19 protein-coding genes are annotated in these 20,933 nt (G+C 33.2%); 12 read left to right on the forward strand and 7 right to left on the reverse strand.

Going from position 1 to position 20,933, the window contains the following annotated elements; translation table 11 throughout:
- Nucleotides 1–38 precede the first annotated feature (38 nt).
- Complete coding sequence (locus tag P5P89_RS17745) at nt 39–446, reverse strand: glyoxalase (RefSeq protein WP_278009504.1); 408 nt, start codon at nt 444–446, stop codon at nt 39–41.
- Nucleotides 447–695: 249 nt separating this feature from the next.
- On the opposite strand from P5P89_RS17745, the gene P5P89_RS17750 reads away from it, so the two are divergent.
- A complete protein-coding gene (locus tag P5P89_RS17750) occupies nt 696–1,079 on the forward strand; it encodes an acyl-CoA thioesterase (protein ID WP_025571465.1) in 384 nt (127 codons plus the stop codon).
- 99 nt (nt 1,080–1,178) lie between these two features.
- Nucleotides 1,179–1,604, forward strand: a complete 426-nt coding sequence (locus P5P89_RS17755) for a hypothetical protein (RefSeq protein ID WP_278009505.1) — start codon at nt 1,179–1,181, stop codon at nt 1,602–1,604.
- A 42-nt stretch (nt 1,605–1,646) separates the two neighbouring features.
- On the opposite strand, the gene P5P89_RS17760 is transcribed toward P5P89_RS17755, so the two are convergent.
- Both P5P89_RS17760 and P5P89_RS17765 read right to left on the reverse strand, forming a co-directional pair.
- Nucleotides 1,647–2,906 carry a mechanosensitive ion channel family protein gene (locus P5P89_RS17760; protein ID WP_278009506.1) on the reverse strand — a complete coding sequence of 420 codons (1,260 nt, stop codon included), beginning with the start codon at nt 2,904–2,906 and terminating at the stop codon, nt 1,647–1,649.
- Nucleotides 2,899–3,186, reverse strand: coding sequence for a DUF3817 domain-containing protein (locus P5P89_RS17765; protein WP_278009507.1), 288 nt, complete (start codon nt 3,184–3,186; stop codon nt 2,899–2,901). Before P5P89_RS17765 ends, P5P89_RS17760 begins: the two co-directional genes overlap by 8 nt.
- Before the next feature lie 102 nt (nt 3,187–3,288).
- Here P5P89_RS17765 and P5P89_RS17770 point away from each other — a divergent pair, with 102 nt between their 5' ends.
- The 6 genes from P5P89_RS17770 to P5P89_RS17795 all read left to right on the forward strand — a co-directional run bounded on the left by P5P89_RS17770 (nt 3,289) and on the right by P5P89_RS17795 (nt 9,617).
- Nucleotides 3,289–3,822, forward strand: coding sequence for a DUF6155 family protein (locus tag P5P89_RS17770; RefSeq protein ID WP_278009508.1), 534 nt, complete (start codon nt 3,289–3,291; stop codon nt 3,820–3,822).
- 108 nt (nt 3,823–3,930) lie between these two features.
- Nucleotides 3,931–5,469, forward strand: a complete 1,539-nt coding sequence (locus P5P89_RS17775) for a DEAD/DEAH box helicase (RefSeq protein ID WP_278009509.1) — start codon at nt 3,931–3,933, stop codon at nt 5,467–5,469.
- 252 nt (nt 5,470–5,721) lie between these two features.
- Complete coding sequence (locus tag P5P89_RS17780) at nt 5,722–6,924, forward strand: tetratricopeptide repeat protein (RefSeq protein ID WP_278009510.1); 1,203 nt, start codon at nt 5,722–5,724, stop codon at nt 6,922–6,924.
- Nucleotides 6,925–7,027: 103 nt separating this feature from the next.
- On the forward strand, nt 7,028–8,074 hold the full coding sequence (locus tag P5P89_RS17785) for an o-succinylbenzoate synthase (RefSeq protein ID WP_278009511.1): 1,047 nt from the start codon (nt 7,028–7,030) through the stop codon (nt 8,072–8,074).
- Between the two features lie 93 nt (nt 8,075–8,167).
- On the forward strand, nt 8,168–8,641 hold the full coding sequence (locus P5P89_RS17790) for a CYTH domain-containing protein (RefSeq protein WP_278009512.1): 474 nt from the start codon (nt 8,168–8,170) through the stop codon (nt 8,639–8,641).
- A 7-nt stretch (nt 8,642–8,648) separates the two neighbouring features.
- Nucleotides 8,649–9,617 carry a YpdA family putative bacillithiol disulfide reductase gene (locus P5P89_RS17795; RefSeq protein ID WP_278009513.1) on the forward strand — a complete coding sequence of 323 codons (969 nt, stop codon included), beginning with the start codon at nt 8,649–8,651 and terminating at the stop codon, nt 9,615–9,617.
- 645 nt (nt 9,618–10,262) lie between these two features.
- On the opposite strand, the gene P5P89_RS17800 is transcribed toward P5P89_RS17795, so the two are convergent.
- Nucleotides 10,263–11,831 carry a protein adenylyltransferase SelO gene (locus P5P89_RS17800; RefSeq protein ID WP_278009514.1) on the reverse strand — a complete coding sequence of 523 codons (1,569 nt, stop codon included), beginning with the start codon at nt 11,829–11,831 and terminating at the stop codon, nt 10,263–10,265.
- A gap of 9 nt (nt 11,832–11,840) precedes the next feature.
- The gene (msrA, locus tag P5P89_RS17805) at nt 11,841–12,374 is read right to left on the reverse strand and encodes a peptide-methionine (S)-S-oxide reductase MsrA (protein ID WP_278009515.1); all 534 of its coding nucleotides are present in this window, start codon (nt 12,372–12,374) and stop codon (nt 11,841–11,843) included.
- A 182-nt stretch (nt 12,375–12,556) separates the two neighbouring features.
- Between msrA and P5P89_RS17810 the strand changes: the two genes are divergently transcribed.
- The 3 genes from P5P89_RS17810 to P5P89_RS17820 all read left to right on the forward strand — a co-directional run bounded on the left by P5P89_RS17810 (nt 12,557) and on the right by P5P89_RS17820 (nt 18,962).
- The gene (locus P5P89_RS17810) at nt 12,557–14,050 is read left to right on the forward strand and encodes an aminotransferase class V-fold PLP-dependent enzyme (protein WP_278009516.1); all 1,494 of its coding nucleotides are present in this window, start codon (nt 12,557–12,559) and stop codon (nt 14,048–14,050) included.
- 371 nt (nt 14,051–14,421) lie between these two features.
- The gene (gene rpsA, locus P5P89_RS17815) at nt 14,422–16,200 is read left to right on the forward strand and encodes a 30S ribosomal protein S1 (RefSeq protein ID WP_229355991.1); all 1,779 of its coding nucleotides are present in this window, start codon (nt 14,422–14,424) and stop codon (nt 16,198–16,200) included.
- A gap of 176 nt (nt 16,201–16,376) precedes the next feature.
- Nucleotides 16,377–18,962 (forward strand): DUF7619 domain-containing protein, encoded by a 2,586-nt coding sequence (locus P5P89_RS17820; RefSeq protein ID WP_278009517.1) that lies wholly within the window; start codon nt 16,377–16,379, stop codon nt 18,960–18,962.
- Nucleotides 18,963–19,046: 84 nt separating this feature from the next.
- Here P5P89_RS17820 and P5P89_RS17825 read toward each other — a convergent pair whose 3' ends face one another.
- Both P5P89_RS17825 and P5P89_RS17830 read right to left on the reverse strand, forming a co-directional pair.
- Nucleotides 19,047–19,568 (reverse strand): ExbD/TolR family protein, encoded by a 522-nt coding sequence (locus P5P89_RS17825; RefSeq protein ID WP_278009518.1) that lies wholly within the window; start codon nt 19,566–19,568, stop codon nt 19,047–19,049.
- 12 nt (nt 19,569–19,580) lie between these two features.
- Nucleotides 19,581–20,102, reverse strand: coding sequence for a biopolymer transporter ExbD (locus tag P5P89_RS17830; RefSeq protein ID WP_278009519.1), 522 nt, complete (start codon nt 20,100–20,102; stop codon nt 19,581–19,583).
- A 212-nt stretch (nt 20,103–20,314) separates the two neighbouring features.
- Between P5P89_RS17830 and P5P89_RS17835 the strand changes: the two genes are divergently transcribed.
- Nucleotides 20,315–20,869, forward strand: coding sequence for a fasciclin domain-containing protein (locus P5P89_RS17835; RefSeq protein ID WP_278009520.1), 555 nt, complete (start codon nt 20,315–20,317; stop codon nt 20,867–20,869).
- The last annotated feature ends 64 nt before the right edge of the window (nt 20,870–20,933 follow it).

Below are 20,933 nucleotides of genomic sequence, written 5' to 3' on the forward strand. Positions count from 1 at the left end.
CTTAATTTAAGCGATCTTAGAGGAAGTATATTTAAAAATTATTTAAAATTAGATTCCTTTTCAAACAATTGCACCTGACTTTTTAACCTTTCAATCAATAAATTCATCATTCTTTTGTTTAAACTTGATGAATTTTGGATATAAGTGTCATATTCTTCAATAGTAAAAAGTGCCATCACAATTCCTTTTAAAGAATTTCTGAATTTGATATCTTTTTGGATAGAATTTTCTATGGTCTGGAGTTTCTTTTCGATAGTATAAGAATAAAAATCAGCTTTGTTTTTATTTACATAGTTGATGAAGACAGCAATGAATAAATCATTCTGAAGTTTTAAAATCGGTCTAATGGTTTGGTTTTGAAAAATTTCATCAGGTGATGACTGAGTGCTTATAGTTCCTAAAGTTTCGCCTCTGAATTCTTTTAAAAAAGTGTCTCTCTCTGCCATGGTTTTTATTTAAAGTTATAAAAATATCTTCTATAAAAATACTTTCACCGGATTTAATTACTGACAATTCTAAAAAAATAAGTTCATAAATTAAAATATTTCGTTGACTTTAATTTTTGGTGTTTTAAAAATGATTTTTGAAATAATTCAGCAGCAAATTTTCGAATTATTGAAATCGTAAGGATTAATAAAAAAACATAATCCGATTATGGGAGTAAAAAACTATTTTTACCCATAATAAAATAAAATATGAGATTCCACACCAGAAAATGGGTTAAACCCCAAGATTTAAATCCGAACGGAACTTTGTTCGGAGGACAGTTATTAGCCTGGATCGATGAAGAGCTTGCTTTGTATTCGATTGTACAATTAGAAAACCCAAGAGTAGTGACCAAACACATGTCTGAAATTAACTTTAAAAGTTCGGCAAGACAGGGAGATATTGTAGAAATTGGAATCGATGTGGTAAAATTTGGAACCACTTCTTTGGTGCTTAAATGTGCTGTAAGAAACATGATGACCCGCGAAATCATCATAACAATTGATCATACTACAATGGTTAATTTAGGTGAGGACGGAAAACCAAAACCACATGGGAAAACGAAAATAGAATTCGTAAAAGATCGTTTATAAATTATTACACATACAACCATATAAGTAAAATAAGTTCGTGTAACTTTTGGTTAAGCTTCTATTTACTTAATATTTTTATATTGTAAAAAAACTCTTAAAATGTTTAAAAAATTCATAACGGCTTCAGTATTATTTGCTTTTTTAATTTCCTGTAATTCTAAAGAAGAAAAGGATAGGTACAATCATTTTGTCTACAGGGCTGTAAATAATAAGGACACAGCGATTTTAGCAATTCATATGAGCGATAAACGTTTTTATGGCCGCTATGAAATAGCGTACTATCAAATTGGTAAAGATTCAGGAGATGTAAAGGGAGATATAAAAGGAGATACTTTAAGAGGTGATTTTCATTATATATCTAACGGCGGAGGATGGAAAAGGATTCCAATTGCTTTATTAAAGAAAGAAAACAAACTGTTTTTAGGAAATGGCGTAATAGGAACTTATATGAACCTGCCCTGTTTTTTGCCGGGAACGCTTAATTATGAAGATTCTGAGTTTGTTTTTAAAGAGATAAAAAAATAGTTCAGGATTCAGATTTTACAATTTTTGAAAACCTGAACTAAATTACTTATCTAAATATCCAATAGCAGAAGGCAGTTCGAATAGTTCCAGATCAAAATATATCACTGAAGCCATAATGTGGTCAAAAATGTCAGCCATTATATATTCGTAATTGGCCCAGCGCTTGTCGCTGGAAAACACATAAATTTCAAGCGGAACACCATGTGCAGTTGATTGCAGCTGCCGACATACAATATGCATATTTTTATTTAATCCGGGATGATCTAAAAGATATTGTATAATATATTTTCTAAACAAACCTAAATTGGTCATATTTCGACCATTAAGACTGAGGGATTTATCTATACCGCGTAAATCATTGTATTTGTCAATTTCAGCTTGTCTTGATTCAATGTAAGAGGTGATCAATTGTATTTTTTTCATATGATGCAAATCTTCATCATTCAAAAAACGAATGCTGCTGCTTTTAATCAGTATGTGCCTCTTGATACGTCTTCCGTCAGAGTTTTGCATACCGCGCCAGTTCTGAAATGAATCTGAGCTTAAAGCATATGTTGGAATAGTAGTGATGGTATTATCAAAATTGCGGACTTTTACCGTTGTCAGGTTAATTTCGATCACATCGCCATCGGCACCAAATTTATCCATTGTAATCCAGTCGCCAATCCGAACCATATCGTTAATGGATACCTGAACACTGGAAACAAATCCCAGGATTGTATCTCTGAATATAAGGATAATAATTGCAGAAAGTGTTCCCAGGATAGTCAGTAATTCGCCTCTTTTCATTCCGAATATCGTCGAAACAATAAGGGCAATTCCAAAAATCCAAAGCACGATCATAATTACCTGAACGAAACTATCTATCGGTTTGTCGCTGTATTCGGGTTTGTTTTTTAAATAATCACGTAAAGCATTAAAAATGGTTCTGACAATCCATAAGGTGATCAGGACAATATAAACGCCTACTATTTTTCCGAACATCAGTTCCCAATATTCATACCGGTCCAAAATGATGGGGACGGCTTTGTAAATAAAAAAAAACGGAATTAAGTAAGCGGTATATTTGGTGGTTTTGTTATTAATTAAATAGTCGTCAAACTTGGTTTTGGTTCGCTGGGCAAAAATCGCAGTAAGTGTAACCAATACAAATTTGGCAACATAATAAATAGCATACGCCAATGCCAGCATAATGGCAATATTAAAGATTAGGCTAATGTAAGACGCAAAGTTGCGGCTCATTCCCCAATCCCTGAAAAGTGGATATAAAAAGTTGAATATTTTATCCAAAAACTTATACATTATTTTCTAAATACTTTTTCTCAACATAGAACGTTCCAAAGGGAATAAGAGAAGCAATCAGGATAATTCCAAATGTTTTCAAGTCCCACTTTTGAGATTTTCTTAGTAAAAAAGCCAATAAGATGTAACCTATAAATAAGATTCCGTGACTCATTCCCAACGGCTTTAATAAGGTGTGATACAGTTCCGGATTATTTGTTTTAATGAAAAGCATATTTGCGAATAAAACTAAATAAGAGATTCCTTCTAAAATGGCAGTAACTTTAAAAATCTTAAGCATGATCTGTTTTTTGAATTAATAACCGCAAAATTAAGTATTATCCATGATTATTGGAGTATGTGTACTAAAAGTAATTTACTTTTGTAATCTTAAACTTTGAGTATGAGCAAACGTGATTTAAAAAAATATTTGACGGGACTAAATAAGGAACAGCTGGAGGAGCAAATTATTGAGCTCTATGAGAAATTTAGTCCTGTAAAAGTCTTTTATGATTTTGTTTTTAATCCGAAAGAAGACAAACTTTTGCAGGAAAGTAAGACTAAAATCTCTCATGAATACTTTCCAGTCAAAAAGCCCGGTGCAAAATGGCGTCCTAAGGCCAAGATGCGTCGCTCTGTAGCTCAAAAAATCATTAAGCATTTTATTTCATTGGGAGTTGACCCATTTGTGATTGCAGATGTCATGCTTTATAATATCGAAATTGCCCAAACTTATTCTTCAGGAAACTTTATCAAACAGGAATTATTCTATAAAAGCATGCTGAATTCTTTTGAACAGGCGGTAAATTTTGTGATTTCTAATGGGGTTTTAAGTGAATTCAAACCAAGAATTATTGCAATTCAACAAGAAACTATGCAACAAAAGTGGAAAAATAAATATGAATTTGAAGCTATTTTAGAGAAAATAGACTTATAAATGCGTTTCTCATAAAAAATCTTATTTAAAAAAACATTTTATTTTAGGTTAAAATACAATGAATAACTGTTTTTTAGATGTACTTTTGCAAAAATCGAAAAAAATACAATGTCTCAAAATACTTTAGAAATAGAAAGAGAAGAGAAAAAAGAACTTTACGCTTACCAAAAGGGCGATATTGATGCCATTTTTGATCGTTTAGACAATGCTCCGCCCCAACATCATTTATTATATCAATTGCCTACAGGCGGTGGAAAAACAGTGATCTTTTCCGAAATCGTTCGTCGTTATTTAGCACATAATAACAAAAAGGTAGTCGTTCTGACACACCGTATCGAGCTTTGTAAGCAGACTTCAAAAATGCTGAAAGGCTTTGGAGTTTCTAATAAAATCATCAATAGTAAGGTAAAAGAATTGCCGGATCAAAACGATTACTCGTGTTTTGTTGCGATGGTTGAGACTTTGAAAAACCGTATTAATGACGAAAAACTACACTTAGATAATATCGGTTTGGTGATTATCGATGAGGCACATTATAATTCATTCAGAAAATTATTAAACTCATTCAAAAATGCTTTTATTCTTGGAGTAACCGCTACACCATTGAGTTCAAATATAAAGTTACCAATGCACCAGAGCTATGATGAACTTATTGTGGGTGATACCATTAGTTCATTAATAGATAAAGGATTCCTTGCCAGGGCTACAACATACAGTTATGATGTAGGTCTGACTTCGTTAAAGGTAGGTATCAACGGTGATTATACGGTAAAATCTTCTGATGATTTGTATACAAATACCATGATGCAGGAAAAATTGCTGCATGCCTATACTGAACGCTCTTTAGGTAAAAAGACTTTAATTTTCAATAATGGTATTCATACTTCATTATATGTGTATGATACTTTTAGGGAAGCAGGTTACGATATCAGACATCTCGACAATACAAGCAGTTCAGAAGAACGAAAAGAAATATTAGCATGGTTCAAAAAAACTCCGGATGCTATCCTGACTTCTGTAGGAATCTTAACAACTGGGTTTGATGAGCCTACGGTTGAAACAATTATTTTGAACAGAGCTACAAAATCATTGACATTATATTACCAGATGATTGGACGCGGATCCCGAAAATTGCCTGGTAAAGATGAATTTACAGTAATTGACCTGGGTAACAATGCAGCCCGTTTTGGTTTATGGAGTGAGCCGGTAAACTGGCAGCACATCTTTAAATCACCGGAATTTTATTTAGAGAACTTACGTGATGATACCGAAATCGAAATGTTTTTCAAATACAGCATGCCGCCTGAATTGCGTGCAAAATTCAGTAAAACGGCTGATGTTACATTTGATGTTGATGAAGAGCACAAATTAGCGATTAAGCAAAATTTACGTTCAAAGATTGTATTAGATAAATCACTGGAACAGCATGCAGCAATGTGTGTCGATAATACCGAAACACTTCAGGAAGCAAAAGCATTGGCTAAAGAACTTGATGATGATATCGAATGCCGCATTAAGCGTTATTCAAAATGTCTGAGCCAATGCAGTAAAAATTATCGCGAATGGCTGGTTGATGACTACAAGAAAAACTTGACGTTATTAATTGGTAAAAAATATCGTGAAAAAATCATGAACGAACCGGATTGATGAAAATGTTTCAGGTTTAAAAAATATCAAGACGTGCTAGTTGAACGCATTAAAGTTTGGCATTGAAATTGAAATTGATTTTACCATTAAGTGATTTTTGAAATTGAACTTGATATTGAATTTTGTCATTGTCATTGAAATTGAAATTGATTTTTAGAAGCTATTTCCTGCTGTCCACTGTATCTTTTGTGGCGAACCCCACCACAAAAGGATGCCGTTCCCATCAGGGCTATAACGTGTAATCCATAAAAAATGAATTTGAAGAAAATTGTTGTTTTGTTTTTAATTGGTTCTTTTCATAATCTTTTTGCGCAAAAAGACGGCTATTGGGACAAGGAACGCGCCACTACAAAAGAAATAATAGTCTCTGCAGGTGACCGGATAACAATCAAAACAGAGGATTTACCTGTTGGGACTACTGAAGTTGTTTACAGGGTCACACTTCTTGATGAAAATCAGCAAATGGCAAACAGTCTGGTGAATGTGTTAAAAGCAATTCCTGATCCTTACGGCATAGGGCAGGGCTCTGCAGGCGCAGTATTACTTATGTCGAAAATATCGGGCGATGATAAATGCACTTATGCACTTTTTACGTCTGATTCAAATGCAAAAAAATACATTGATAACGGAAAAGCCAACGAAGCCTGTTACGCTCAGACAGAACCGGTAAGTAAAGATGCCAAACGTTTATCAATTGATAAATCTTCCTGCCTCAATGCAAACACTACTACAATTTGGTTTGGTTTCGAAAGCAAAAACTGGCTGCTGAAACAAAAAATAGTTTTAGAGGTTGTGCCATGGGTAGATACAAAACTAAACCGTGGCTGGAATGTCGATAACAAAAACGAAATAGTCAGTCTCTGTAAAACTTCTACAATGGCTCAAAAAATGGCCAATTCAGACGATTTTTGTGTTTGCATCCTGGATAAAATTATGAAGCAATACCGTTATAGTGAGTATCAAAAATTGCTTGCAATAGAAAAAACTAAAATTTATAAAGATTTTGGAAATGTCTGTTATAATGATGCTTCAATTTCTAAAAACGTATATAATGATTTGCGTACTCAGGCAAATACGCTCATTAAACTTCAGAAATACAACGAAGCAATTTCGAAGCTTAACACAATCATAGGAGCAGGAAAAGCAACAGCTTTGGATTACAGTTCAATTGGTTACAGTTATATTTTGACCAAACAATATGCAAAAGCCATAAAGTTTTTGAAAGAAGGTGAAAAATTAGATGATACTGAGTTGTTGGTAAAACTTAATTTGGCCCATGCTTATCTGGTTAGTGATAATTACAGCGATGCAAAGCAGATTTATAAAAAATACCAGTCACAAAACGTTACTGATAGTGTAAGCTGGATAGACAAAACTAAACAGGATTTTATACTTTTTCAAAAAGCAGGATTGCCTTCATCTGACTTTGAGAGAGTCTTGAAATTATATAATTAAAATATTTTCACCATATAAGTGATTATAAGTTCATTTAAATTTGCCGACAAAGCTGACTTAAATTTTCTTATAATCACTTTTATGGTTTAAAAAAGCACCACATATGAAAGCTACTTACCACAAATATATGCTCGAATTCAAACGTCCTTCGGGGACGTCGAGAGGTATTATGACCGAAAAAGAAACCTGGTTTATTGTACTCGAAGAAAACGGCAAAAAGGGAATAGGAGAGTGTGGTATTCTAAGAGGGTTAAGTGCAGATGACCGAGAAGATTATGAAGAGAAATTAAACTGGGTTTGCCAAAATATTCATTTGGGTGAAAAAGCACTTTGGGAAAATTTACTGGAATTTCCATCCATTCAATTCGGAATAGAGATGGCTTTTTTATCTCTTAAAAGTGAAAATCCGTATGTGCTATTTCCTTCAGATTTCACCAATAATTCGAGATCAATTGTGATAAATGGTCTGGTCTGGATGGGAGAAGAAGCATTTATGAAAGAGCAAATTGAAGAAAAGATTGCTCAGGGATTTATCTGCATAAAACTCAAAATTGGAGCGATCGATTTTGAAAAAGAACTGGATTTATTACGCTTTATTCGTACTCATTTTACCGCTAAACAAATAGAAATCAGGGTTGATGCGAATGGAGCTTTTTCTTTAAATGAAGCTTTAGATAAGATAAAACAATTGTCTGGTTTCGAATTACATAGTATAGAACAGCCTATTCAAAAAAACAACACTGACAGTATGGCAGAGTTGTGTAAAAATACTCCTTTTCCTATTGCTTTGGATGAAGAACTGATTGGAGTATTTTTATTTGAAGAAAAAGAAGCACTTTTACAAAAAATAAAACCACAATACATCATTTTGAAGCCAAGTTTTGTCGGTGGTTTTAGAGGGACCCAGCAATGGATTACCCTGGCTGAAAAATATAATATTGGGTGGTGGATTACTTCAGCACTGGAAAGCAATGTTGGTTTAAATGCAATTGCGCAATGGACGTTTTTACAAAATTCAAATATGCCTCAAGGATTAGGTACCGGAGCACTTTATACTAATAATATTGATTGTCCGTTGGAAGTTTTGAAAGGGAAATTGTGGTACAGTAAAACTAAAAAATGGGATACTACATTTTTAGAAAAGGTGTAATAAAATTACTTTTTTGTCTTCTCAAAATCCGGACAAACGAATTCAGTTTTGCGCTAAATTAAGTAACTTGCATTAAATTTAATTGCAGAACTAATGGTTGAGATTGAAAGAAAATTTCTTGTAAAATCTGACGAATTCAAAGCACAGGCTTTCGCCCAAAATAAAATCGCCCAGGGATATTTAAGCTCACTTCCTGAAAGAACAGTGCGCATTCGTATCAAAGGTGAAAAAGGATTCATTACGATAAAAGGGATCGGGCATCATGGAGGAATGACGCGCTTTGAGTGGGAAAACGAAATTCCGCTAGGCGAAGCACAGGAATTGCTTAAATTATGTGAGAAAGGAAAGATTGAAAAAACACGTTTCGAAATACAATCAGGCAAGCATGTTTTTGAAGTGGATGAATTTTATGGAGAAAACGAAGGTCTGATAATGGCAGAAATCGAACTGGAATCTGAAACGGAATCTTTTGAAAAACCGGACTGGCTGGGTGATGAGGTTACAAATGATGAGCGCTACTACAATGCTTATTTAAGCAAAAATCCATTTAAAGACTGGGGAAAATAAACAATTTATGACACAATCATACGATTTAATTATTGTAGGCGGCGGTCCAATTGGTCTTGCCTGTGCGATCGAAGCTCAAAAGAAAAAACTGAATTATCTGATTATTGAGAAAGGGGCAATTGTGAATAGTATTTTCAATTATCCTTTGTATATGACTTTTTTCTCTACAGCAGAAAGGCTTGAAATTGGTAATATTCCGTTTAATTGCCTTGCACCAAAACCAGGTCGTCAGGAGGCTTTGGAATATTACCGGAATATTCATAGATATTTTAATTTCAATATTAATTTGTTTGAAAAAGTGACTGAAGTTAACAAAATTGAAAATCAGCTTTTTAAAATTACAACAGATAAAAATCTTTACGAAGCCAAAAATGTCATCATCGCGACAGGATTTTACGATATTCCAATCGAAATGAATGTAAAAGGTGAAGACTTGCTTAAAGTTCGCCATTACTACAAAGAAGCTCACGAATATGCTTTTAGGAATGTTTTGGTTGTGGGAGCGAATAATTCCTCAGTTGATGCAGCTTTGGAATGCTGGCGAAAAGGCGCAAACGTAACCATGGTAATTCGTAAAACCGAAATCAATAATCGGGTAAAATACTGGGTAAAACCGGATATTGAAAACAGAATATCCGAAGGAAGCATAAAAGCCTATTTTGAATCGAATATTACTGAAATCAAAGAGGGAGAAGTAGAAATAGAAACTCCAAACGGCAAGATCACGATCAAAAATGATTTCGTTCTGGCCTTGACGGGTTATAAACCTGATTTGTCTTTCCTTGAAAAAATGGGCATTGCGTTATCCGATGATGAATTGAAAATACCAACTTACAATCCAGAGACCATGGAAACGAATGTTGCAGGATTGTTTTTAGCCGGCGTAGTCTGCGGAGGTATGCAGACACACAAATGGTTTATTGAGAATTCGCGTATCCATGCCAGCATGATTGTGAACTATATTACTTCGAAATAGAAATGACAGTTGCTAATGTCAGTTCGAGCGGAGTCAAGAATATTTTGTTGCTAAAGCACCTCGACTCTGCTCGATGTGACACTTAAGGTTTTTAAATAGGAGTGTTTTATTTATTTGTTTTTTCTATTTCGAATATTTCAAAGAATTTTTGCTCCAAATTTTTCTTTTTCCTTTTCATGTCCCATCGCGAAAAGAATATTATAAATACAATGAATGAATTAAAAAGTATATTTATTTCATTTGGTACGTTTTTTAAATTAAAAAAGTAAAAGCAATTAAAACCAATCAGGGCAACAAATGGAAAATATTTTATCCAAATAATTCCTATTCGACTAATAGGCTCAATAATATAATTTAGTTTTAGTTTGTGGTCAATGTTTTGATATTTACCTTTAAGAATATAAAAACCTGAAGTGAAATTATAATTTATTGTGAGTCGAAAAGTTGAATCGTCGAACGTTCCATAAAATTTTTTTGTACTTAAAAAAAAGACTGAGAATATTCCAAGTGATAATTGTATGTTAGGTCTGCCAATTTTTGTATTATCTTTTAATCTGTTTCTAAATTCAGTTATACTAAGTTTTGACTTCATCAAAATTTCTTTAATTTTTTAATTCCCTATTTCTGCGATAATATTTCTCATAACTAAGAACTACACGAAAGCATAGAACACCCAACTTTAGAACGTGCCCAATCCGGTCTTTTGGCAAACCATTTTTCATATTCAGGCTGTTCATCGTATGGTTTTTTTAACAATTCATACAATTCTGAAATTAGAGAATAATCCTCTTGATCAGCCGCATCAATTGCTAATTGTGCCATATAATTTCGCAAAACATATTTTGGATTAACCGAATTTTGAAGCTTGATTCGTTCTTCATCAGAAGTATTTTCAAGATTCAGACGTTCCAGGTAATCGGTAAACCACAAGAGCCAGTTGTATTTAATGGTGTCTTTGATTTCTTCTGGTTTATAAAAAGCATCTTTAATAGTTTCTAAAGCTTTTTCTGCCGAATCGCTTTTTTTGATTTTATTCAGATTTCGATAGAAAATAGTCATATCGGTTTCTGATAATTGCAGATTTGATTCTAAATAGGTTATAAATTCAGCATCATTTTCTGATGGGGAAAACAATCCTAGTTTGGATAAAATCATTTTTGTGTAATCTGAATTGAAATCAGTAATGAATGATTCTAATATTTCCTCCAAAGGCTCCGCTTCATTGATTAACGGATAAAGCGAATTAGCTAATTGAAACAAATTCCATTGTGCCACCTGAGGCTGGTTTCCAAAACGATATCTTCGGTTTTGACTGTCAGTTGTATTAGGTGTCCAGTTTGGATCAAAATTTTCCAGCCAGCCATAAGGTCCGTAATCAATTGTTATTCCGTGAATCGACATATTGTCGGTATTCATTACACCATGAACAAAGCCTACACGCTGCCATTGCAAGATCATTTCTCTGGTTTTATCGGCAACGGTTTTGAAAAACTGCAAATATTGCTCTTTTGGTTCGCCTGTAATTTCAGGAAAGTAATATTTGATGTTGTATTCAACAAATTGTTTTAGATTTTTAAGTTCATTTCGGGCAGTAAGCATTTCAAAACTTCCAAAACGAATAAAAGACGGAGCGACACGGCATACAATGGCGCCTTTTTCATAAGCAGGGTTTCCATTGTATAAAACGTCTCTTAAAACTTCGTCTCCGGATAGTATTAGAGAAAGTGATCGGGTAGTGGGAACGCCTAGATAATGCATTGCTTCAGCACATAAATATTCCCGGATTGAAGAGCGCAAAACCGCTAATCCATCTGCAGTTCGGGAATAAGGGGTTTTTCCTGCGCCTTTTAGTTGTAAAGTAAAATATTGATTATTATGTTCAACTTCGGTTAAATTAATAGCACGGCCATCACCTAATTGTCCTGCCCAATTGCCGAATTGATGTCCGGCGTAGCACATTGCGTAAGGTTTAGTCTCCTGAAGGATTTCTTTTCCTGAAAAAACATTTACAAATTCTTCAGACTGAATTTCATCTGCTGAAATTCCAACTAATTCCGCAACTTCTTCTGAAGCATGGATTAATTTAGGTTCAGTTGGTGTTGTTGGTTTTACATAAGAGAAAAGCGTATTAAGAACCTGACGGGTTTCATTAGTTTCGTTAGGATCTGCAGGCAATTCGGTTGTAAAACGATTATGTATTTTTAAGTGTTTCATTTTAAATTTTCAATCTTTTAATTTATCAGCATACATTTTTTTCAATTTATATACTTTCGGATCAATCACCATTCGGCAATAACCAGCTTCCTGATTGTCATTATAATAATTCTGATGTTCTTCTTCAGCTTCGTAAAACACCTGAAAAGGTTTTAGCTGCGTTACGATCGGATCCGGAAAAACAGATTTGAGTTCGCTGAAAACCTCTTCCGCAATTGTTTTTTGTGTTTCATCATGATACAAAATGATTGAGCGGTATTGTGTTCCGCTGTCTGCTCCCTGACGGTTTAGAGTTGTAGGATCGTGGCTTGTCATGAAAATGGTAATTAAGTCATGATATGAAATTATGTCAGGGTTAAAAACAACCTGAATCACTTCTGCATGTCCGGTTCTTCCGGTGCAGACTTCTCTGTAGGCCGGATTTTTAATTTGTCCGTCAGAATATCCGGATTTCACGGTTTCGATTCCGTTTAAACGCTGAATTACAGCTTCTATACACCAAAAACAGCCACCGCCAAAGGTTGCTACTGATAAATTTTTCATTTGATATTATTTTAGTTTACCGATTTTCCCTATTAGTTATGTAGGGTATTCTGATAAATTGTTTGTAAAAGCACTATTTGATTAAAGATAATAAAAAGTAATTTTAAATTTTAAGTTTTTAATTGATAATTCTGCAATTTTATTTAAAAGCAATATATTTGCCGTCAAACAGAAGTACATCCATGAATAGCAAAAATAATACCACGGGTTTAGAAGCTTATTTTAACGATTTCAGGCAGAATATTGTTGGAATTGATCAGGAGTTTGATTCTCCTTATGGTAAAAAGAAAATCATTTATACCGATTGGACTGCCAGCGGAAGACTCTATCGCCCAATCGAAGAAAAGCTTTTAAATGAATTTGGTCCTTTTGTTGCGAATACTCATACCGAAACCACTGTTTCAGGTACTGCCATGACTAAAGCATATCATCATGCGCGTCACATTATCAAGCGTCATACAAACGCCAATACTGATGATGTTTTAATTACAGATGGTACCGGAATGACAGGTGTAATTAATAAATTCCAGCGAATTTTAGGCTTGAAAGTGCCTGAAAACCTAAAAGCTTTCACTAATATCCCGGCTGAGAAAAAACCGATTGTTTTTATTTCACACATGGAACATCATTCGAACCAGACTTCGTGGCTGGAAACCATTGCGGATGTTGAGATTATTCCGTGTTCTGAAACTGAAAAAGGGCTTTTTAGTCTGGATAATCTGAAACAATTGCTTGAAAAATATAAAGACAGAACGATAAAAATTGCTTCGATTACGGCATGTTCAAACGTTACAGGCTTGAAAACGCCTTTTCATGATGTGGCAAAATTAATGCATCAGTATAATGGGGTTTGTTTTGTGGATTTTGCCTGTTCAGGGCCTTATGTGCAAATTGATATGCATCCTGAAGATCCGGAAGCCTATCTCGATGCGATTTTCTTTTCGCCTCATAAATTTTTGGGCGGTCCCGGAACTTCAGGAGTTTTGATTTTTAATAAAAAATTATACAATAATATGATTCCGGATTGTCCGGGCGGAGGAACTGTTAGCTGGACAAATCCTTGGGGAGAACATAAATACATTGATAATATTGAAGACCGTGAAGACGGCGGAACTCCAGGGTTTCTGCAAGTGATTAAAACGGCTCTTGCGATTGAGCTGAAGGAAGAAATGGGAATTGAAAACATTCTTGAACGCGAGCATGAAATTGTAGATTTTGTTTTTCAAGAACTGAATCCTGTGTCGAATATTAATATTCTGGCAGGGCATCATCAGGAGAGGTTAGGAGTGGTTTCGTTTTTTATAGACGACATGCATTTTAATTTGGGTGTAAAATTACTGAATGACAGATTTGGTATTCAGACCAGAGGAGGCTGCAGCTGTGCCGGAACCTACGGGCATTTTTTATTGCATGTTGATCAGGAAACTTCAAGTAAACTGGTTGATGAAATTACGATTGGTGATTTGATTAAAAAGCCGGGCTGGATCAGAATGTCAATTCATCCGACGACTACAAATGAAGAAATTGCTTTTGTCTGCGAAAGTATTAAAGAACTGGCTGCGAACCATGAAGTTTGGAAACTGGATTATGCGTATGATAAAAACACGAATGAGTTTGTACATAAAAATGCTAATTCGTTTGAAGATGAATTGGTGGCTGGGTGGTTTAATTCTTAAATTCTGAAAATAAAAAAGTATTAGAACCCGACAAATTTTGAAAGTTTGCCGGGTTTGCTGTTCTTATAAATGATAAACTTCTAATCTAGCCCTGATAGAGCGGTTATCCTTTTATGGCAGTGTTTGCCATGAAAGATAAGAGCGAAAGCGGGACTTTTGGTCTTGAAAACGCGAAAAATGCCTGCTTCTGAGTAATTAACTGATAATCATCTTTATTTTTGTTGGCTGTTACAAATAAATGTGCTAATTTTGCAGTCCTTTTGGCAAAGAAGAGTTTCCATTAGGTATCAACCATTTATGTAAAACAACTTCTGTTTTTTCTACTGCTTTATGAAACTCGAGGAAAACAGAATACAAATTTTTTTATCAGCATGTCTGAACAATTAAAATCACAAGAAGAGTTTTTAGCAAATTTTAACTGGCATAACTTCCAAGAAGGAATCGACGCAGTAGATGAGAAAAACTTACAAGAGTTTGAAGAACTAGTATCAAAAACTTTCATCGCTACAGATCAGGAAGAAGTAGTTGAAGGTGTTGTTGTTAGAATTACAGATAGAGACGTTATCGTTGATATCAATGCTAAATCTGAAGGTGTTATTTCTTTAAACGAATTCCGTTACAACCCTAATTTAAAAGTAGGTGACAAAGTAGAAGTATTAATTGACATCCGTGAGGATAAAACAGGTCAATTAGTATTATCTCACAGAAAAGCACGTACTATCAAATCTTGGGATAGAGTTATTGCAGCTAATGAAACTGGAGAAATCGTTAACGGTTTTGTTAAATGTAGAACTAAAGGAGGTATGATTGTTGACGTTTTCGGAATCGAAGCGTTCTTACCTGGATCTCAAATTGACGTTAAGCCAATTAGAGACTACGATGTATATGTAAACAAAATGATGGAATTCAAAGTGGTAAAAATCAACCACGAATTCAAAAACGTTGTTGTATCTCATAAAGCTCTTATCGAGGCTGATATTGAAGTGCAGAAAAAAGAAATCATCGGTCAATTACAAAAAGGACAAGTATTAGAAGGTGTTGTTAAAAACATTACTTCTTATGGTGTGTTCATTGACTTAGGTGGTGTTGACGGATTAATTCACATTACTGACCTTTCTTGGAGCAGAATCAACCACCCAAGTGAAGTTCTTGAATTAGACCAAAAATTAAACGTTGTAATCCTTGATTTCGATGATGAGAAAACAAGAATTCAATTAGGATTGAAACAATTAAACGCTCACCCATGGGACGCTTTAGATGCTAACTTAACTGTTGGTGATAAAGTTAAAGGTAAAGTAGTTGTAATCGCTGATTACGGTGCTTTCATCGAAGTTGCTGAAGGTGTTGAAGGTTTAATCCACGTTTCTGAAATGTCATGGTCAACTCACTTACGATCTGCTCAGGACTTCGTAAAAGTTGGAGATGTTGTTGAGGCTGTTATCTTAACTTTAGATAGAGATGATCGTAAGATGTCATTAGGTATCAAACAATTGACTCAAGATCCATGGACTGACATTACTTCTAAATACCCAGTAGGTTCTAAACATACAGGTATCGTTAGAAACTTTACAAACTTTGGTATTTTTGTAGAATTAGAAGAAGGAATTGATGGATTAATCTATATTTCTGACCTTTCTTGGACTAAGAAAATTAAACACCCATCTGAATTTGTAAACGTTGGTGAAAAACTTGATGTAGTTGTATTAGAATTAGATGTTGAAGGACGTAAATTATCTTTAGGTCACAAACAAACTACTGCTAATCCTTGGGATCAATACGAAGATTCTTTCGCTGTAGGAACTATCCACAATGGTGAAATTTCTGAAATCGTTGACAAAGGAGCTACTGTAGAATTCGGTGATGATATCGTTGCTTTCATTCCTACTCGTCACCTTGAAAAAGAAGACGGAAAGAAATTGAAAAAAGGTGATACTGCTGATTTCAAAGTAATCGAATTCAACAAAGAATTCAAAAGAGTAGTTGCTTCTCACACTGCTATCTTCCGTGAAGAAGAAGAGAAAAACGTGAAAGCTGCAACTGAAAATACTTCATCTAACTCTACTACTAATGCACCAGCTGCAACTTTAGGAGATAACAATGATGTATTAGCTGCTTTAAAAGCTAAAATGGAAAAAACTGAGAAAAAATAATTCTTAGCTTTTTTTAATATAGGAAGCCTCACAGTAATGTGGGGCTTTTTTTGTTTCCATAATTTTTTTTAACAAATAAAGTTGTGTTATAGTTTTGAAAAGTTACTTTTGCGTGAAAATTTATTTATAAGAAGAAAATTTACTTTTTGGTTTTGGCTTTGTGTTTTTTTAATGGATTGAGTGGACAGGTTATTAATTTTCCTGATGCTAATTTTAAAGCGAAGTTATTGGCCGCAAATTCTAAGAATTCAGTTGCATCGGTCCAGACGCCAATTTATAATGCTGGGAATGGTGCTTGGATAGTTTCCTCTTATAATGTAATTGATGCTAATAACAATGGTGAAATTGAAGTTAGTGAGGCAGCAGCTATAAAAAGATTAGATATTAGTGGTGCATCAATTAGAGATTTAACAGGTATTGAAAATTTTACAAATTTGATTTATTTGAATTGTGGTGCTAATCAATTAACAGAGTTAAATGTTTCAGGGTTAATTAATCTAAAAAATTTAAGTTGTTGGTCTAATCAATTATTAAGTTTAAATGTTTCAGGTTTAAATAAACTAGAAGGATTGAATTGTGGTTCTAATAAATTGACAAGTCTGAATGTTTTTGGTTTAACTAGTTTGCGAAATTTATATTGTTCAGAAAATCAAATATCTAATATAAATGTTTCAGGATTAACTAATTTAAAAGAATTTTATTGTAACCATAATCGATTGTCTAGTTTGAATGTTTCGAATTTAGTTAATCTGCAAGATTTGTATTGTTATTCCAATCAACTATCTAGTTTAGATGTGGTAGGATGTAGTAATTTACTTATATTGAGTTGTTTTTTTAATAATTTATCTAATTTAAGTTTTTTAGGTTGTAATAATTTAAAAGAGATCAAATGTGACTCCAATCAACTAATTAGCTTAAATGTTTCTGGATTAATTAATTTACAACAGTTATATTGTACAAATAATCAATTAAAAAGTTTAAATGCAACAGGTTGTGAAAAGTTAGTAAATCTACATTGTGATCAAAATCAATTGGTTGGATTGTATCTTTCAGGTTTAATTGCTTTGACGGATTTAAGATGTTCTAATAATAATTTAACTAGTTTGAATATTTCGAATCTAACTAATTTAATATTTTTATCTTGTGAATATAATAAATTAGCAACTTTGGATTTTTCAGCTTTATCTAACCTGCAGGGTTTGGCTTGTCAAAATAATGAACTAACAGCGTTATTTGTTAAAAATAATAATTTATGGTGGTCTACCTTAGATTTTCAAAACAACGATAATTTAGTATATGTTTGTATAGATGAGGAAGATATAAATATGGTGCAGAATAAAATTAATCAATATGGTTATTCAGCTACTTGTAACGTAAATAGTTATTGTACTTTTGTACCTGGAGGAACTTTTTATGCGATTCAAGGCACTAGTCGATTAGATACAAATAAAAATGGTTGTGATGCTTTGGATATTGTTTATCCATATTTAAATTTTAAAATTACAAACGGTATTACAAACGGAAATTTTATTGCAAATGCTTCAGGAAATTACTCTATTGCGGTTCAGGCAGGAAATCATGATATAACTCCGGTTTTAGAAAAACCAACCTATTTTAATATTTCTCCCACAACGGCAACAGTTGCTTTTCCAACTAAAACAAGTCCATTTACGCAAAATTTCTGTATAACCGCAAATGGAAATCATCCGGATTTAGAAATCACTTTACTTCCCTTAGAACCGGCAAGACCTGGTTTTGATGCAAAGTATAAAATTGTTTATAAAAATAAAGGTAATGTCGAACTATCAGGTTTTATTAACCTAAAATTTGATGATAATATTTTAGATTATATTTCCTCTGACGTATCAATAGCAATCCAAAAAGCTGATAATTTAGCATGGAATTTTAATAATCTGAAACCTTTTGAAAGTAAGGAAATTTCATTTACTATAAATGTAAACAAACCAACAGAAACTCCTGCCGTAAATGCAGGGGATATTTTAAAATTTACAACGACAATTACAACTCAGGATACAGACGAAACGCCAATTGACAACACATTCACTTTAAATCAAACTGTTGTTGGTTCATACGATCCAAATGATAAAACCTGTTTAGAAGGTTCGATTATCACACCAAGTTTAATAGGCCAATATGTTCACTATATGATCCGTTTTGAAAATACAGGAACGTATGCTGCACAAAATATTGTGGTAAAAGATATGATTGATTTATCTAAATTTGATATTTCAACTTTAATTCCAACTAGTTCAAGCCATTCTTTTGTAACTAAAATTTCAGAAGGAAACAAAGTGGAATTTATCTTTGAAAATATTAATCTTCCTTTTGATGATGCGAATAATGATGGGTATGTTGCTTTTAAAATTAAAACACTTCCAACATTAAAAGTGGGTGATTCCTTTACGAATGAGGCTAATATTTATTTTGATTATAATTTCCCGATACTGACCAATAAAGCTACATCAAAATTCCAAAATACTTTAACGAATCCCGATTTTGAATTTTCGAATTATTTTACCTTGTATCCAGGTCCTGCGAATGATGTTTTAAATATTAATACTAAACAGGATATTGAAATACAATCATTGGCGATTTATGATATTTTAGGACAATTGGTTATTGCGGTTCCAAATGCAAAATCAGTTTCTAATATTGATGTTTCTAAGCTTAGAACGGGGAATTACTTTATAAAAATGAAAACGGATAAAGGAAGCTCAGGTATGAAGTTTATAAAGAAATAAGATAATATTCATTAAATAAAAAAGTCCTACGGCGTGTAGGACTTTTTTATTGTTTTAATTTGAGAGAATCTTTTTTAGAATAAATTAATTGGCAGCTAATAATTCAGTCTCTTTTGGCATAAAATCATCAATAATCGAATAATTATTTATTCCGGTAATATTCATTTCGTCAAGAATATCAACCAGATTTCCGTAATTAGATTTTTTGCTGGGTTTTATTATTACTGTGATTCCTGTTCCTAATTTACCTGCTTTTGCAGAATGATCTAATAGAAATTTATTTCTAATTAATAACTCTTTACGTATTCCTTCTTTTCCATATGCAATTTTTTGAGGCTTCTTTATTGGATTATCTAAAAGACCTACAAAATATATTAGCTTGTTATTTTCACCTAATAAAATAGTAAGAGATCTATTTTCTCCTTGATCTCTATAAGGTCGACAGTCACAACATCCGTAATCAGGAAAATCTAAGTCCATAATTTTCGGTTTGGTCAATTCAGTTGTAACCATAAAGAACACAATCAGTAAAAATGAAACGCTGACCATTGCTGTTAAATCAACTCTGGTATTTAATTTTCTGCTTCTGACTTTTTTAATTTCCATAGGCTAAGAATTTTAGTTGGCTGCTAATAATTTTGTTTCTTCGGGAGTGAAATCATTGACAATTACATAAGTTTGAATTTTAGTGATCGCCATTTCATCCAGAATGTCAACAAGGTTTCCATAATTAGATTTGTTACTTGGTTTTATGATTACGATAATACTTTTTCTGTAGTCTCCAGTGTATTCTTGAATTTGTTTCGTTTTAGTTACTAACTCTTTTCGAATACCATCTTTGCCATATTTTAGCTTTTTTGGTGATTCATCAGAAAATTCTAATAATCCTGAATAGGTTATGATTTTATTTTTGTCATCAAGTAAAACAGTTAAGGTTCGATTTGCTAAACCGGCGCCACAGCCCCATCTACATATATCGTCATCATAATCCGGCAAACCTAAATCCATTATTTTCGGTTTTCTTAATTCCGCTGCTACCATAAAAAATATAATCAGTAAAAAAGAAATACTAACCATTGCAGTTAAATCGACTCTTGTGTTTAACTTTTTGCTTCTCACTTTTTTAGGCAGATTTTCCATGAATGATACGTTTTGATTTTAAAGTTAATAATAAAATCAATATAAAAATGATACATCTTTAGAAATTTAATAAAAAATAAAATGATTTATAATGTTTTGTTTTGCAAGGCTTAGGGCTAATATTATCCATTTTTTGTTAGCAGATAAACATTTTTTGAAAACCAAAAGAGGTTTATCCCCGTAAATGAGCTTATAACTTAAAAACATTCATTATGAAAACTAGAAAATTTTTAGCAGCAGCAGTTTTAGCTTTAGGATTTGCATTTACATCAAATGCTCAAAAAACAGTAATGGTCGGGGGAGCTGCCATGTATCCAAGTAAAAATATTGTTGAAAATGCTGTAAACTCAAAAGATCATACCACATTGGTTGCAGCAGTAAAAGCGGCGGGATTAGTAGAAACATTACAAAGTAAAGGACCATTCACTGTTTTTGCCCCAACAAATGCAGCGTTTGATAAATTACCAAAAGGAACTGTAGAAACATTATTAAAACCTGAAAACAAAAAGAAACTGCAGACAATCCTGACTTATCACGTTGTTGCAGGAAAAATGAACGCTTCTGACATTGCAAAAGCAATAAAAATGGGTAAAGGGAAAGCAACGCTTAAAACTGTGAGCGGTGGAACTTTAACTGCCTGGATGAAAGGTAAAGACTTATATATATCAGACGAAAGCGGAAACAAATCTAAAGTTACAATTGCTGATGTCAATCAGTCAAACGGTGTAATACATGTAGTGGACACTGTATTGTTACCAAAAATGTAAAATCAAAATATAAGGTTAATTGATTTTATTATAAGTGTTTTTAAGTCCCGGTTTTATTCTATTA

This window comes from Flavobacterium gyeonganense, assembly GCF_029625295.1.
GTDB classification, from domain to species: Bacteria; Bacteroidota; Bacteroidia; order Flavobacteriales; family Flavobacteriaceae; genus Flavobacterium; species Flavobacterium gyeonganense.

Excerpts from the sequence above, each read along its gene's own strand:
- P5P89_RS17745 (WP_278009504.1), bottom strand. The coding sequence starts at position 446 with ATGGCAGAGAGAGACACTTTTTTAAAAGAATTCAGAGGCGAAACTTTA.
- P5P89_RS17750 (WP_025571465.1), top strand. The coding sequence starts at position 696 with ATGAGATTCCACACCAGAAAATGGGTTAAACCCCAAGATTTAAATCCG.
- P5P89_RS17755 (WP_278009505.1), top strand. The coding sequence starts at position 1,179 with ATGTTTAAAAAATTCATAACGGCTTCAGTATTATTTGCTTTTTTAATT.
- P5P89_RS17760 (WP_278009506.1), bottom strand. The coding sequence starts at position 2,906 with ATGTATAAGTTTTTGGATAAAATATTCAACTTTTTATATCCACTTTTC.
- P5P89_RS17765 (WP_278009507.1), bottom strand. The coding sequence starts at position 3,186 with ATGCTTAAGATTTTTAAAGTTACTGCCATTTTAGAAGGAATCTCTTAT.
- P5P89_RS17770 (WP_278009508.1), top strand. The coding sequence starts at position 3,289 with ATGAGCAAACGTGATTTAAAAAAATATTTGACGGGACTAAATAAGGAA.
- P5P89_RS17775 (WP_278009509.1), top strand. The coding sequence starts at position 3,931 with ATGTCTCAAAATACTTTAGAAATAGAAAGAGAAGAGAAAAAAGAACTT.
- P5P89_RS17780 (WP_278009510.1), top strand. The coding sequence starts at position 5,722 with ATGAATTTGAAGAAAATTGTTGTTTTGTTTTTAATTGGTTCTTTTCAT.
- P5P89_RS17785 (WP_278009511.1), top strand. The coding sequence starts at position 7,028 with ATGAAAGCTACTTACCACAAATATATGCTCGAATTCAAACGTCCTTCG.
- P5P89_RS17790 (WP_278009512.1), top strand. The coding sequence starts at position 8,168 with ATGGTTGAGATTGAAAGAAAATTTCTTGTAAAATCTGACGAATTCAAA.
- P5P89_RS17795 (WP_278009513.1), top strand. The coding sequence starts at position 8,649 with ATGACACAATCATACGATTTAATTATTGTAGGCGGCGGTCCAATTGGT.
- P5P89_RS17800 (WP_278009514.1), bottom strand. The coding sequence starts at position 11,831 with ATGAAACACTTAAAAATACATAATCGTTTTACAACCGAATTGCCTGCA.
- msrA (WP_278009515.1), bottom strand. The coding sequence starts at position 12,374 with ATGAAAAATTTATCAGTAGCAACCTTTGGCGGTGGCTGTTTTTGGTGT.
- P5P89_RS17810 (WP_278009516.1), top strand. The coding sequence starts at position 12,557 with ATGAATAGCAAAAATAATACCACGGGTTTAGAAGCTTATTTTAACGAT.
- rpsA (WP_229355991.1), top strand. The coding sequence starts at position 14,422 with ATGTCTGAACAATTAAAATCACAAGAAGAGTTTTTAGCAAATTTTAAC.
- P5P89_RS17825 (WP_278009518.1), bottom strand. The coding sequence starts at position 19,568 with ATGGAAATTAAAAAAGTCAGAAGCAGAAAATTAAATACCAGAGTTGAT.
- P5P89_RS17830 (WP_278009519.1), bottom strand. The coding sequence starts at position 20,102 with ATGGAAAATCTGCCTAAAAAAGTGAGAAGCAAAAAGTTAAACACAAGA.
- P5P89_RS17835 (WP_278009520.1), top strand. The coding sequence starts at position 20,315 with ATGAAAACTAGAAAATTTTTAGCAGCAGCAGTTTTAGCTTTAGGATTT.